The organism is Mesorhizobium sp. WSM4828, from assembly GCF_055811175.1.
Genome location: NZ_JBVVQK010000016.1, coordinates 107,475 through 121,443, shown reverse-complemented (window position 1 = coordinate 121,443; position 13,969 = coordinate 107,475). Strand labels below are relative to the sequence as shown.

Annotated in this window: 11 protein-coding genes and 1 tRNA gene; 4 read left to right on the top strand and 8 right to left on the bottom strand. The window is 63.5% G+C overall.

The genetic code is table 11. The features are described 5' to 3' along the window. Nucleotides 1–107: 107 nt before the first annotated feature. Entirely contained in the window at nucleotides 108–1,709 is a 1,602-nt protein-coding gene (locus AC0L2X_RS19265; RefSeq protein WP_473560692.1) for a cisplatin damage response ATP-dependent DNA ligase, read from the top strand. On the opposite strand, the gene AC0L2X_RS19260 is transcribed toward AC0L2X_RS19265, so the two are convergent. Beyond that, nucleotides 1,706–2,857, bottom strand: coding sequence for a hypothetical protein (locus AC0L2X_RS19260; RefSeq protein ID WP_473560691.1), 1,152 nt, complete (start codon nucleotides 2,855–2,857; stop codon nucleotides 1,706–1,708). The genes AC0L2X_RS19265 and AC0L2X_RS19260 overlap by 4 nt on opposite strands. 345 nt (nucleotides 2,858–3,202) lie before the next feature. Between AC0L2X_RS19260 and AC0L2X_RS19255 the strand changes: the two genes are divergently transcribed. Next, a tRNA-Thr gene (locus AC0L2X_RS19255) sits at nucleotides 3,203–3,278 on the top strand. A 78-nt stretch (nucleotides 3,279–3,356) separates the two neighbouring features. On the opposite strand, the gene AC0L2X_RS19250 is transcribed toward AC0L2X_RS19255, so the two are convergent. Then, nucleotides 3,357–3,530, bottom strand: coding sequence for a DUF4031 domain-containing protein (locus tag AC0L2X_RS19250; RefSeq protein ID WP_473560719.1), 174 nt, complete (start codon nucleotides 3,528–3,530; stop codon nucleotides 3,357–3,359). Nucleotides 3,531–3,659: 129 nt separating this feature from the next. Next, the gene (locus tag AC0L2X_RS19245; protein WP_473560690.1) at nucleotides 3,660–3,842 is read right to left on the bottom strand and encodes a hypothetical protein; all 183 of its coding nucleotides are present in this window, start codon (nucleotides 3,840–3,842) and stop codon (nucleotides 3,660–3,662) included. A 189-nt stretch (nucleotides 3,843–4,031) separates the two neighbouring features. Between AC0L2X_RS19245 and AC0L2X_RS19240 the strand changes: the two genes are divergently transcribed. Further along, nucleotides 4,032–4,832, top strand: coding sequence for a DUF3800 domain-containing protein (locus tag AC0L2X_RS19240; RefSeq protein WP_473560689.1), 801 nt, complete (start codon nucleotides 4,032–4,034; stop codon nucleotides 4,830–4,832). 516 nt (nucleotides 4,833–5,348) lie between these two features. Here AC0L2X_RS19240 and AC0L2X_RS19235 read toward each other — a convergent pair. From AC0L2X_RS19235 to AC0L2X_RS19215, 5 genes are all read right to left on the bottom strand, one after another. After that, the gene (locus AC0L2X_RS19235; protein WP_473560687.1) at nucleotides 5,349–6,938 is read right to left on the bottom strand and encodes an indolepyruvate oxidoreductase subunit beta family protein; all 1,590 of its coding nucleotides are present in this window, start codon (nucleotides 6,936–6,938) and stop codon (nucleotides 5,349–5,351) included. Continuing rightward, on the bottom strand, nucleotides 6,931–9,084 hold the full coding sequence (locus AC0L2X_RS19230; RefSeq protein WP_473560686.1) for a thiamine pyrophosphate-dependent enzyme: 2,154 nt from the start codon (nucleotides 9,082–9,084) through the stop codon (nucleotides 6,931–6,933). The genes AC0L2X_RS19235 and AC0L2X_RS19230 overlap by 8 nt, the downstream gene beginning before the upstream one ends. A gap of 45 nt (nucleotides 9,085–9,129) precedes the next feature. Then, a complete protein-coding gene (locus AC0L2X_RS19225; protein WP_473560685.1) occupies nucleotides 9,130–9,609 on the bottom strand; it encodes a MarR family winged helix-turn-helix transcriptional regulator in 480 nt (159 codons plus the stop codon). Continuing rightward, on the bottom strand, nucleotides 9,609–11,180 hold the full coding sequence (locus tag AC0L2X_RS19220; protein ID WP_473600259.1) for a phytoene desaturase family protein: 1,572 nt from the start codon (nucleotides 11,178–11,180) through the stop codon (nucleotides 9,609–9,611). Before AC0L2X_RS19220 ends, AC0L2X_RS19225 begins: the two co-directional genes overlap by 1 nt. Before the next feature lie 305 nt (nucleotides 11,181–11,485). Beyond that, complete coding sequence (locus AC0L2X_RS19215; RefSeq protein WP_473560680.1) at nucleotides 11,486–12,277, bottom strand: cyclase family protein; 792 nt, start codon at nucleotides 12,275–12,277, stop codon at nucleotides 11,486–11,488. A gap of 117 nt (nucleotides 12,278–12,394) precedes the next feature. On the opposite strand from AC0L2X_RS19215, the gene AC0L2X_RS19210 reads away from it, so the two are divergent. Beyond that, nucleotides 12,395–13,969: a phytoene desaturase family protein gene (locus AC0L2X_RS19210; RefSeq protein ID WP_473600258.1), complete on the top strand. Its 1,575-nt coding sequence runs from the start codon at nucleotides 12,395–12,397 to the stop codon at nucleotides 13,967–13,969.

The window sequence follows — 13,969 nt, the reverse complement described above, 5'->3', positions numbered from 1 at the left end:
TGGCGAAACCAGTCGCGACATCCGATCTCCCCCCTTGCGGGGGAGATGGCCGGCAGGCCGGAGGGGGGTGTGACAGAGCGCAAACCTATCCTATTGGCGCCCCTCCCATGAACCGCTTCGCCGAGCTCCTCGATCGCCTCGTCCTGACGCCGTCGCGCTATGGCAAGCTGACGCTTTTGACCGACTATTTCCGCAGCGTCGAGGATCCGGATCGCGGGCTGGCGCTGGCGGCCATCACCGGCGATCTGTCCATCGCCGCGGTCAAGCCGGCGATGCTGCGCACGCTGGTGATCGAGCGCATGGATCCGGTGCTGTTCGGCTATTCCTACGACTATGTCGGCGACCTGGCCGAGACCGTGTCGCTGGTCTGGCCGCAAGCGCCGGCCGATATTGCGAACCACGAGCCGACGCTGGCCGAGGTGGTGGCAAAGCTGCAGGCGGCGAGCCGTTCCGACGGGCCGCAGGTGCTGGCCCGGCTGCTCGACAGCGCCAGCACTTCGGCACGCTTTGCCATCATAAAGCTGGTCACCGGCGGCCTGCGCATCGGCGTATCGGCGCGGCTGGCCAAGCAGGCGCTGGCCGATTTCGGCAAGGTCGACATCGCCGAAATCGAGGAACTCTGGCACGGGCTGACGCCGCCCTATATCGGGCTGTTCGCCTGGCTGGAGGGCAAGGCGGAAAAACCCAGGAAGACGGCGCTGGCGCTGTTCAGGCCGGTGATGCTGTCGAATGCCGTCGGTGACGGCGACCTCGAAAAGCTCGACCCGGCCGACTACGCGGCCGAGTGGAAATGGGACGGCATCCGCGTCCAGGCGGTTTGCGAAGGCGGCATTCGCCGGCTCTATTCGCGCACCGGTGACGATGTCTCCGGCGCCTTTCCGGATCTTGCCGAGGCGATGGATTTTTCAGGCGCCCTCGACGGCGAGCTTCTGGTCGGTGACCCCAGGCAGGCGACGGGCACGTTCTCGGACCTGCAGCAGCGGCTGAACCGCAAGAGCGTGTCACCCAAGATCCAGCAGCAATACCCGGCCTTCATGCGCTGCTACGATGCGCTGCAGATTGGTGACGAGGATGTGCGCGGACTTCCCTTCCGCGAACGGCGCGGCCGGCTCGAGGCCTTCGTCAGGACGCTCGATCCGAGCCGCTTCGATCTGTCGCCGCTGGTCGAATTCACCAACTGGCAGACACTCGAGGAACTGCGCCGCAAGCCGCTGCATCCGGTGATCGAAGGCGTCATGCTGAAGCGCTGGGATTCGCCCTATGTGGCCGGGCGGCCGAAGGGCCCGTGGTTCAAATGGAAACGCGATCCGCACACGGTCGACGCGGTGCTGATGTATGCCCAGCGCGGCCACGGCAAACGCTCGAGCTTCTATTCCGACTACACATTCGGCGTCTGGTCCGGGCCGGAAGGATCGGAGGAGCTGGTGCCGGTGGGAAAAGCCTATTTCGGCTTCACCGACGAGGAACTGAGGCAAATCGACAAATATGTCCGCGACAATACGATCGAGCGCTTTGGCCCGGTGCGCTCGGTACGGGCCGACCGCAGACAAGGCCTGGTGCTCGAGGTGGCGTTCGAAGGGCTCAACCGCTCGACGCGGCACAAATCCGGCGTCGCCATGCGCTTCCCCCGCATTTCGCGGCTGCGCTGGGACAAGCCGGCGGCCGAAGCCGACCGCATCGAGACGCTGCAGGCGCTGCTCGACAGTTAGGGAACGACTGAAACGCGGATCTCGTAGATGTCGACCGACTTGCCCTGCTTGTCGAAGTCGGAATTGATGGCGATGGTGCCGGCAGCACCCGGATGCTTGTCGGGAAAGCGCACGTCGAACAGATATTCATTGCGCTCGCGACCGACGGCATAGCGCTTGCGGCCGCAGTCGCCGAGTTCGCCGAAATTGCAATCGACGGAAATCTGCGTCTCCTGGCCCTCCTCGGAGCGTGCGATGATGTCGAATGTGGCATGCTTGCCGGCTAGTTTTTCCAACACGCCTTGCCCGACGTCGAAGCTGATGGCCGAACCGGATGCTCCCGAACGGATGCGCAGGAAGGAACCGCTTTCGTCCTGGATGACGTCGGCCTTGGCGTCCGACGGTGCGTTGACCTGCGTCGGGTCACCCGGCGAAAAGACGTTGATCCAGTCGCGCGCCTGGTCCTGCTCGCCCTGCTTCGGCGGCGAAGCGGTGTCGTCCGGCGTGAAATCATCGCCATCGACCGTTGGCGGCGCTTCCGGTGGCGCCGTGTCGAGCTCGGTCGCCGATTTGAAGACGCCGGTCTGGTTGGCGAAATAAAGGCCGATACCGGCGGCTGCGAGCAGCGTCACACCGAAGAAGATCGCGGTCAAAGGCAGGCGCCGCCGCCTCGCCCGCCGGTCGTCGCGGTCGGGCGCCACTTCCGCGTCGTCGATTTCGGCTTCGGTCGGAGCCGAGGCCCCCATGTCGATCACCGGCGCCTCGGGAACAGGCGCATCGGGCATGATGTCGGGGACCACCGGCAGGACGCGCGACCGCGGCGCATCGGATTCGGGCGGCTGCGCCGGACCGTCGACGACGACATCGGGCGTAGGCTCGGCTTCAGCTTCGCTTTCGGCCGGAGGCTCCACCTCCGGTGCTGTCTCCAAACTGTCGGTCGGCGCGGCGACGTCGGCAACCGCCGGCAGGAATTCCGATTCGATTTCGGTGATCTTCGCCTGGACCGCCTTGCGGCGCTTGATGGCGACTTCCACGGTGACGTTTGGATTGGCCTGCAGGGCACGGTCGAGTGCCGCGAAAGCCGATCGATAGACCCGCTCGCGAAACGCCCGGTCGTCGGCATTGCCTTTCTCAAAGGCATTGCGGATCGCTTTTTCGATCGCGTCCAAGCGAATTCCCTCTGCAATTTCACTCACATTGTCATGATCGTTAGCCGCAGGCGACCAATCAATCAACAAGCGAGCGGCCGCATTCTGCCTTGCCGAGGGGTACAAAACCGATTTCGGCGGTTTTCGGTAAAGGAATCAACATTTTTCGCGGATTTTCCGCTCACGGCCAACGTGGCGGTCGCGCGGCCTGCCGATGCGGCGTCACGCGGCCTATGGCGGAGCGGCTGCGCTTGCGCCCGAACGAAGGCGGCACGAATTGCCTCGTCCTGAAATCGCGGCTGCCATCTTGAATTCGCGGCCGGTTGCGTCTATCACGCAGCCCATCTTGGAAGCTCGGCTTCCCGGGCCGCTTTAGCTCAGTTGGTAGAGCACATCATTCGTAATGATGGGGTCGCGTGTTCGAGTCACGCAAGCGGCACCAATATTTCTCAAGGCTTTGCGGGTTTCCGAGGTGTAGAGCGAAAAACGCCGTGGTAGCACCCTGTAGCAAATTTGTGCGTCATCCGTTCGCCCGCTTCAACGCCTCGACAAGGGCATGGCTGGACACCTCAAAGGCGCCTAGAGCAACAGCCTTCGCGCGTGTCGCCTTCGAAAGATCATAGTGAGGGCGGCCCGGCTTATCCTGAAACCATTTGCGGACCCCGAGGCGTGCGGACAATGCCCCGCTCGTCATCACCCAAATCGAACCGTTCAACGAACAGATCGATACCGGAGTTAACGTCATGACTTTTATGTCGCGGCGCTGGCTTTCGTCGGGTTGGTGGCGCTTGGCTTTGTGGCCAACGTCTACTCACTCTCGCCGTTAGCCCAGCAGATATTCAGCTTCATCAGCAACTAGAAACTCGAACATAGAGCTATACGCGCCGTCCAACTCTGCGGGCGGCGCGTAATGCTGAGAAATTCTCGCCATCACCCATGCCTCCCAGCGATCACTGGCAAAACAACCAAACAGCTGGCACATTCGCAAAATGTCGGATGAACCCAAAAATGCGCTCCAGAGAGCATGGAAGCGTTACCAGGCGAGGGTCGAGTACACGCCCAGCGCGTTTCCTTTCTCTCACAGACGCAAGAGCCTTTTTGACAACCTGCACGACGACTTCTTAGCCCTGGTAGTCCTCGGGGGCCTGCTTTGGGTCATCTACAAGGCCATCGCCTATTACCTCTTCTGACCGACATGGCCGCATCCAAACGCAGGAAGAGATACAGAAAGGGCCATGTGGTGGCGCTCCAAGCTTACATCGATGAAAGCGGAAACGGGACGCCGCCAGCGATGGGAATAGGTGGGTTTGTCGGCTCAACTGAACAATGGGCTGCGTTTTCGAACGAATGGCAAATCTTTCTCGATATGAAACCGAGTATCGCCTATTTCAAATCCTATGAAGCGCAACGCCTCACCGGGCAGTTTCTTGAATGGAGCGAGGAAAGGAGAGACGAGAGAGTAAGGCTACTTAACCAAGTTATTCTGAATCACGCCATGTTCGCGACGTCAATGATGCTTCAACAGAGTCTATTTGACAAATTTATCAAAAGCCTTGGCACCATTAAAACTCCGTACGAATTTATGACCTTTCAGTTGATCAGCAATATTACTGTAGAACAGAAGGAAATCTGTGTCTCTGATCCTATCGATTTCATCTTTGACGACACCACCGAGAAGGGCCGCATCCTTTCTCAATGGGATAATTTCAAACAAAGCACCTTCGCTGATAAAACGCTTATAGGATCGCGACCAGTGTTTCTTGACGAAAAGGATGTCTTACCGTTGCAGGCAGCGGATTTGATGATTTGGTGGACGCGTCGAAGATATCTAGAAAGACTTGCGCCAGAGCATGGAAAATTGCCTCTGCCCAAAGTGGCCAGCGATGATAGGCTGCTTAACCACGCCTGGTACGAATGGACCGAGGAGGCCCTGGAAGAGTATCGGGACAAAATACTGCTGCGACGAGCTATGCGGGCGGCTGGGATTATTCCATAGATAAAGACGGCCGAAACGCCGCCATCGCCCTTAGCAAGGAAGGCGTTAGTGCAGCGTCCCAAGCGCTACCACGGCGGCAAGGTAGGACAGCGCAATCATGACGTAGGCAATTTGGAGAGAGGTCATCTGGGAACGAATCCTTGGTTGAAGATGACTCCCCTAATATGGATGCCGACCTTTGACTCCACAGCACTGGGATGTACAGGGTTTTTTGATCCCTGTTTGTTCTATCGCCACTCCTTCATGCCCTCGATCATGCTGCGGAAGTAGCCATCAGACGGAGCGGCGCGGCGAGTGCAACACGCTCATTGCCCATGACCTCACATGACCGCGGCGATTTGGCAAATCAACCCTCGGAAGCGGGCGTTATTTGTCCCGGAGCCGATATGTTTGCTGCTACCGCAGGCATGAAGACTACAAACAGGCAGGCAGCCAACGCGGCAGAGGTCGGCAAGCAGAGGCGAAGCGGGCTGGATTTCTGCGAAGCAACCGCTGCCGGAGCTTGAAAAAGGCCGCTCAGCTCACCCGATTGTCGCCCAGCGTCGCCACGGTCTTCAGCGCGCCGTCGAGCATGTCGCCCTTTTCGTCCTTCAGCGCGGCTTCGCGCAGGCGCCGGATCCAGTCGGCGGCGTCCGGACGGCCCTTGAGCAGGTCGAGCGCCGACAGCACGCGATCGAACTTGGATTGCGCGCGGGTATGGGTGTCGCTGTAGCCCTTGATCAGGCGGCGGCAATTGAGGATCTCCGTGCCAAGCGCGTAGTCCTGGCCGACTTGGCCGAGCGCCAGCGCGTACCAGCGCTCGAGATGCGCGGTCTCGACCTTGTGGCGCAGCAGGCGGCGGCGCCAGCGGCGCAGGCCGCCGATAAACCACAATGCGGCAAAGCCGGCAAAGCTGTCGGTCCGGATATGGCGGCCGCGATTGATGCGGCGGTCGAGGAAGGCGGCGAGCTTCGGCCGGTCCTCGATGTAGCTGCCGAGCCCGGCTGGCAGCGTGCCGCAGAATTCCTCGATGCGCGGATGGAAATATTCGGTCACCTGCAGCACCGAGCCGTCCTTGACGCCGACCTCGCGGCGTACGCGTCGGTCGCGGCTAGAGCGCGTCTTCAGGTCGGCGACGCGGATCATGTCGTCGTAGCACATGGCATTGGCGAGGTGCTTGGCGGCGGCGATCGACAGCGCGTAGGCGTGTTCGGCATTGTCCAGAGCGACGGCCCGGTCGAGCCTGTCGAGATATTCGCCGCCATAAGCGATGTCCTGATAGTCGACGACTTTTTTCAGGCCGCGAAGCGCCATGTCGCGCGCGGGTACAGGCAGCGTGGCGACGCGCGCCGCGAGTTGTCGCCAGCCACTCAACAGGCTTTCCGGACCGCTGACTTCTGTCGCCGCGCCCGAGCCGGTTTCAGCGGCCGCCGGTCCTGCAGTCTTGTCGCCCGAAGGCGCACTCGCGATGCCGCGCGCCCGATCATAGGCGGCGCCGAAGGCGGCGAGGCTGGCCTTCACACCGCGGCCGCCGGCACTGACCGCCTGCTCGTAGCTCTTGCGTGTGAACGGCAAGGCATCGGAGCCAGCGAGCGCGCCGAGCAGGCTGGCCGAGATCATCGAGCCATTGTCGGCGGCGATCTTCTCCATGTCGAAGGCGATGAAGCGCTTGGCCGCTGCCTCCGCCGTGGCGTGCACCTTGGAGGACGAGGCGCGGCCATCGCCGGGCTCGATCTTCTCCGAGACCGCTGCGATGCGGTGCGACGAGGCGATCAGCGTCGTGCGCTCGGGCGTGACGAAGCCGCGGATGATGGCGCGGCCGGCCTCCATCAGTTCGGCGGCAATCAGGATGTCGACATCGCCCTGCGACGGCGACAACGCGAAGACCGGCAGCCGGCCGGTGTCGCGGCACATCTCGACGTAATAGATGGTGGCGCCGGTGCGCTGGGCGACGCCGGCGACCGAGGTCGATTGCGCGATGTAACCGTTGCGCTCGGCGACGTCGGTGATCCAGTCGGCCAGCACGCCGCCGCCTTGGCCGCCGACCGCCAGCACGGCAAGCTTGATGACGCGCTCGTCGTCCGGCGCGCCGGCCTTGGAACGGCTTGATGGGACAGCGTCAAGCATCGGCGAATATCAGGCGCCGGCTTTCACGACGCCGCTGCAAGAGGCCGATCGTAGCGCGGCGAGCGGCTTCAAGGAAACGGTCCCAGCGGCTCGGATTGTGCACCACGTCGGCGCGGTAGAAGGACGGGCAGAGCACCGCCGCATCGGCGACCTCGCCGCAATTGCCGCAGCCGACACAGCTCTGGTCGATATGCGCCACCGGATCGTCACGCAACGGATCGTCCAGCGATTTCACCGAAAGCGACGGGCAGCCGGAGAGCCGCATGCAGGCATGGTCGCCGGTGCAGATGTCCTCGTCGACACCAAATTTCGGCTTGACGATGCGCGTCCCGCCCTTGATGGCCTTGTCGACCAAGGGCTTTTCGCGGCGCTGCCGGTTGAGCATGCATTCGGACGAGGCGACAATGACTTTCGGGCCCTTTTCGTCCGTCGTCAGCGCCTCGCGCAGCGTGTCTTGCATCTTGGCTACGTCGTAGGTGCGGTCGATGTGGCGTAGCCATTTGACGCCCATGCCTTTCACCGCCTCGGTGATCGGATGCTTGGTCGATTTCGTTTTGTTGCCGGCGCGGGATGACAGGATGTCCTGCCCTCCGGTCGCGGCCGAATAGAAATTGTCGACGATGACGATGACGCCGTCGTTCTGGTTGAAGACGGCGTTGCCGACCGAGGAGGTCAGGCCGTTGTGCCAGAAGCCGCCGTCGCCGACGAAGGAGATCGAGCGGCGCTTGGCATCGGGCGAATTGAACGCCGAAGCCGAGGCTGGCCCCAGCCCGTAGCCCATAGTGGTGGCGCCGAGCTCGAAAGGCGGCATGATCGAGAACAGGTGGCAGCCAATATCGGAGGCGATGTGGTGCTTGCCCAACTCCTGCTCGACCAGCTTGGTCGCGGCGAAGATCGGCCTTTCCGGGCAGCCGACGCAGAAGCCGGGCGGGCGGCCCGGGACGACGTTGATCAGGTCGGCGGTGTCGAGCCCGTCGCCGATCTTGTTCGGCGCGCGGACCTCGCTTGGCAGCAGATGCGGGATGGTGGCGCGCAGGAACGATCCGATGCCGTCGAGCATCACCTGGCCGGTGTATTCGCCGGCCATAGGCAGATGTTCCTTGCCGACGAGTTTGGTGCCGCGCCCGGCCTTGTGCAGCATCGCGGCAAAGGCCTGCTCGATGTAGTTGGGCTGGCCTTCCTCGACGACGAGCACGGCGTCCTTGCCTTCGCAGAAGGACAGGAACTCGTCATCGACTAAGGGATAGACGGCGTTGAGCACGTAGAGCGGCACATCGGTGTCGCCATAGGTGTCGGCGAGGCCGAGCCGCTGCAGCGCCCGGATGACCGAATTGTACATGCCGCCCTGCATGACGATGCCGACCGAGTCGTGCTCCGGGCCGAAAAACTCGTTGATCCTGTTGGTGCGGATGAAATCGACCGCCGCCGGCCAGCGTTTCTGCACCTTTTCCTTCTCGTGCAGGAAGGACGCGGGCGGCAGCACGATGCGGCCGGTGTCGCGGCGCGGCGCCTCGAGGGCATCCGCCACCGTCATCGCCGGGCGCTTGTTGTCCTTGGCAATGAAATGGCCGTGGACATGGCAGCAGCGGATGCGAACCTGCAGCATGACCGGCGTGTTGGAAACCTCGGACAGCTCGAAGCCGTCCTCCACCGCCTTGACGATCGACGGCAGGTTCGGTCGCGGATCGAGCAGCCAGACCTGGCTCTTCATGGCAAAGGCGTGGCTGCGCTCCTGCATGATCGAGGAGCCTTCGCCGTAATCCTCGCCGACGATGATCAATGCGCCGCCGGTGACGCCGCCGGACGCGAGATTGGCGAGCGCGTCGGAGGCGACATTGGTGCCGACCGTCGACTTGAAGGTCGCCGCACCGCGGATCGGATAGTGCACCGATGCCGCCAGCATGGCAGTGGCGGTCGCTTCCGAGGCGCTCGCCTCGAAATGCACGCCGAGCTCGCCGAGGATGTCCTGCGCGTCGGCCAGCACGTCCATCAAATGGCTGATCGGTGCACCTTGATAGCCGCCGACATAGCCGACGCCGCATTGCAGCAGCGCCTTGGTGATGGCCAGAATGCCCTCGCCGGAAAACTCCTCGCCGGCGCCGAGCCTGAGCTTTTCGACTTCCTTGGCAAAAGACCGTTCGGCCATTTTGGGCTCCTTCCGTTACCGCCCCGATGGCGGCGCGTAAGATCGTCAGATGTCGTGCTTGCGAATGTTCTTCAGCATCTTTTGCAGCGTCGCGATCAGCGCCGCATATTCGGCATCGTCGATGTCGTCGAACATCGTCTCGAAAGCGTCGTGCATGGCCGGCCAGGCGCGCGCGAATTCGGCGCGGCCATCGTCGGTCAGGAACACATGGCGGATCCGGCTGTCGGTGACCCCCTGCTCGCGCCGAACAAACCCTTGTCCCTCCAGCGTGTCGAGCGTGCGGCTCAAGGTCGACTGCTCGATGACAGTATAGACCGAGAGATCGTTGACGGTGACGCCATCGGTGACCGACAGCACGGCCAGCGTCCTCACCTGTGGAATGGTCAGGCCCTGCTTGCGGAAATTGTCGCGCAAGGTGGCATTGTAGCGGCCCATGATGCGGTTCATCAGATAGGGCGCGAACTGCTGCAGGCCGATCTGGCCCAAAGTCGAGATGCGCTGGCGCCTTTCGACCTTCTGTTCCATCACAGCCTCCCCGCCAGGAGAAAGCCGGAGCCGCCGCCCAAGCCAGCACCCGGATGGGTCGAGGCGCCGATGTGGTAGAGTCCCTTGACCTCGGTGGCGTGATTGCGGCTCGTCTTGAACGGCCGCCACAGGAACGACTGGTCGATGGTCGAGGAGCCGCCATAGGGGTCGCCGCCAACCAGGTTGATGTTCATCGCTTCGAGATCAGCCGGCGAATAGGCACGACGTGCGATAACGCTGTCCTTGAACCCGCCTATATGGCTGGCGAGGATCGCTTCGGCACGATCGGCATAGGCTTCGCGCAATGCCTCGGTCCAGCGGCCGTCGGCCGGTATCTGCAGTTTGCCGGCGGCATCGCCCTTGATATGCCGTGGCGCCTCGGGCAATTGCAGCCACAGGACCGCCTTGCCATCCGGGCAGCGCGATGGGTCGAGCGCGTGCGGCTGGCCGACACAGATGGTCGGCACCTCAGGCAACATGCCGCGCACGGCCTCGTTGCAGGCCTTCGACACGCCATCCAACCCGGGCGTCAGATGCAGCAGCGCGACCTTGTCCAGGCCGTCGCCGCGCCATGCCGGTGGTTTATCCAAGGCATAGTGGATCTGGAAATTGCCCTTGCCGTAGCGGTATTTTTGCGCTGCCTCGACGTCGGCTTTCGAGGCCGCGTCGCCGAGCAGCCGCTCGTAGAGCTGGGTCGGCGTGACCGAGCAGATAACGCTCTTGTTCGCCGTGACCGTTTCGCCCGAAGCCAGCCGCACGCCGGTGGCGCGGCCTCCGCTTTGGACGATAGCCGCGACGTCGGCGCCGGTGCGGATTTCGCCGCCACGTTCCCTGATCAGGGCTTCGAAGGCGGACAGCAGGTTCCTGGCGCCGCCCTTGACGATCGGCGCGCCGGCCGCCTCAAGCGCGAAGGCGATGACCCTGGCGATCTGGCCGGAGAACGCGTCCTCAGGCCCGAGGCCGGCATGCAGCACCCAGGGCGCCCACAGCGCGCGCATGGTTTCCGACTGGTAGGTGCTTTCCAGCCAGCCGCGCGCCGGCACCAGTGCGTCGCCGAGAAAGGCGGCAAGGCCGCGCGGGCCGCGCCGCCAGGCTTCACCCGCCAGCAGCCTGGCCGTCGGGTAGGACCACAGGCTGCCGCCGAGCAGCCCGAACAGCAGACCGGCGTTGCGCTCGATCTCGCCGACATCGTTTGCGTGCCGGTCGCCGTCACCCGCGGCAAGCGCATTGATCGCCGCTACATTGGCGGTACGGTCGGTGCGCAGGACGGCATGGCTGCCGTCCGGGCGCAGCACGCCGGTCGGCCTGGAGGTGTTGCAAAACTCCAGGCCGTGCCGCGCCAGTTCCTTGCCCAATGCCGCATAGGCCGGCGAGGTGATGAACAGGACGAAGGTCGTCGCCATCACGTCGTGGATGAAGCCGGGCGCGGTGATTTCTTCGGTGCGCACGCAGCCGCCGATGCGGTCGTTGCGCTCGAGCACCAGCACCTTCGCCCCCTTGCCGCCGAGCATCGCCGCGCAAACCAGCGCGTTGATGCCGCTGCCGACGATGATGTGATCGGGAGCGCTCATCGAGGGTTGCTCCTAACCGGCAGGAGTTCAATTGCAGAGATTGGCGCTCTACGGCGCCCCCCTCTGTCCTGCCGGACATCTCCCCCACTTGGGGGGAGATCGGCCGTCACCTTGGCCTTCGCCACGCTCCAACGTCGCAGGAATGAGCGGGGCGCCGAAACTGCCAATCTCCCCACAAGTGGGGGAGATGTCCGGCAGGACAGAGGGGGGCGCCGTAGAGCCGCAGCCTTGCAGGTCTGCTGCTCCCAAACCGTCACTACAGCATTGCCTGCGCACATGATCTTCTCCCGAAGACCGCAGCTACCCTATTGCCTTGGCACCAATGCCAGCGCGCGGATCGGGCTGCCGGTACCGTGCTCGATCTTGAGCGGTGCCGCGATCAGGATCGCGCCCTTCGGCGGCAGCCGGTCGAGGTTGCAGAGGCTGGCAAGGCCGTAGCGGTTGGCCTTGTGCATCAGGCTGTGCGCCGGGAATGGCGGCTCCATGCCGCCTGCTTTTCCAGCATCCGTGCCGATCGTCTCACTACCCCAGCCCTTGATGTCCTTGCCGATCAGATACTGGATGGCTTCGGCGGTCGGGCCGGGCGTGTGCGGACCAGTCTCATTGGCGTTGAGGAACTCGGCTTCCGAGCCGTTGCGCTTATACCAGTCGGTGCGCATCACCACCCACTCGCCCGCGTTGATAGCGCCATGTTCGGCTTCCCATGCCTTGATGTGATCGACGGTGAGCAGGAAATCGTGATCGGCTGCCGCTTGCTTCGAACAGTCGATGACGTTGACGGGGCCGACGAAGTTCTGCGCCGGAATGGTGTCGGTAGCGCCGTCCGGATAATCCTTGCCGGTGATCCAGTGGTTGGGCGCGTCGAAATGGGTGCCCGAATGCTCGCCGAGCTTCAACCAGTTCCACGCCCACCACGGGCCATTCTTGTCATAGGCGGAGATGGCGTGGATCTCGATCTTCGGCGTGTCCACCGCGAGTTCCGGCGGCAGCTTGATCAGCGGCGTGTCCGGCCCGAGCGGCGCCGTCAGGTCGACCACCTGGATGGCGCCGGAAAGAAGCTGGCCGGCAACTTCGCCGAGGAGTTGTTGTGTTTCCATGGTCTCTGTTCCCTCTTTCTCGATGGTGCTGAAGGCTCTCGCGGCCCTTAATATCCTACTAGACGAAAACATATGCATCTGCAATTATCTTTAAGCATAAAGGAAATGGGACGGGGCGTGAGCGAGTTCGACGCCATATTTGTCGGGGCAGGCCACAACAGTCTGGCATGCGCCGCGCATCTGGCGCTCAAAGGTTGGAAAACTGCGGTTTTCGAACGCAATGCAACGATCGGCGGCGCCGTCCAGACGCGCGAATTCACGCTGCCGGGCTTCCGGCACGATTTCGGTGCGATGAATGTGAGCCTGTTCGCTGGTTCGGGCTTCCACAAGAAATATGCAAATGAATTGAAAACCCGCGGGCTGGAGTTCGCGCCGGTCGCCGACTGCTTCGCCAGTGCCTTCCCGGATGGTCGCTGGTTCGGCGTCAGCAACGACCTGGAAAGGACCGCGTCGCGGATGGCGGCTTTTTCCGCGGCCGACGCGGCGACATGGCGCCGGCTGGTCGCGGCTTTCCCTGCCGAGGCCGAGCATCTGTTCCGGCTGCTGGGCGCACCGATGAGTGGCCGTGCGCTGGCCGGCACCGCCTGGAACCTGTGGCGCAAGAAGGGCCTTGCCGGCGCGCTCGACACTGGCCGGTTGCTGCTTTCCTCGCCGCGCGCCTGGCTCGAGGAGAACTTCGAGTCGCCGCATGTCAGGGCAACGCTCGCCACCTGGGGCATGCATCTCGATTTCGCGCCCGACATCGCCGGCGGCGCGGTATTCCCATACCTTGAATCCATGGCCAACCAGTGCTTCGGCATGGTGCTCGGCAAGGGCGGCGCCGACACCATCATCCGCGCTTTGTCGGGCATGCTCACGGCTGCCGGCGGCAAGATCGTCACCGAGGCTGATGTTGCCGAGATCACAGTTTCGGCCGGCAAGGCGACCGGCGTGCGGCTCGCTTCCGGCGAGACCCACACCGCCACCAGGGCCGTCATCGCCGGTGTCGCGCCCAAGGCGCTGACCGGGAAACTTTTGCGTAATGGATCGGGCGATGCCGGCTTCGACACGGCCATGAAAAAATTCCGCCGCGCGCCGGGGACGATGATGATCCATCTGGCACTCGACGATCTGCCGGACTGGCGCGCCGGTGCCGAGCTTCGGCAGTTCGCCTATGTGCATCTGTCGCCGTCGCTCGATGCCATGTCGCGGACCTATCAACAGGCGATGTCCGGCATGCTGCCGGATGAACCGGTGCTGGTCGTCGGCCAGCCGACCGCGGTCGATCCCTCGCGTGCGCCAGACGGCAAGCACGTGCTGTGGGTGCAGGTGCGCATGCTGCCGGCCGAGATTGTGGGCGATGCGGCGGGCACGATCGCGGCGGCTCACTGGGACGAGGCTAGGGAGCACTACGCCGAGCGCGTCCTCGACATTATCGAGCGCTATGCGCCCGGCCTTCGCCGGAAGATCCTCGGCCGCGCCGTGTTCTCGCCCGTCGACCTCGAACGCGAGAACCCGAACCTCGTCGGCGGCGACCAGATCTGCGGCAGCCATCATCTGGCGCAGAATTTCCTGTTCCGGCCGGCGCGCGGTTACGCCGGCTGGAACACGCCGGTCGGCAATCTGCACCTGACCGGGGCGGCAACATGGCCGGGCGCCGGCACCGGGGCGGCGTCGGGCTTCATGCTCGCGCAACAACTTGGCGGGAGGTAG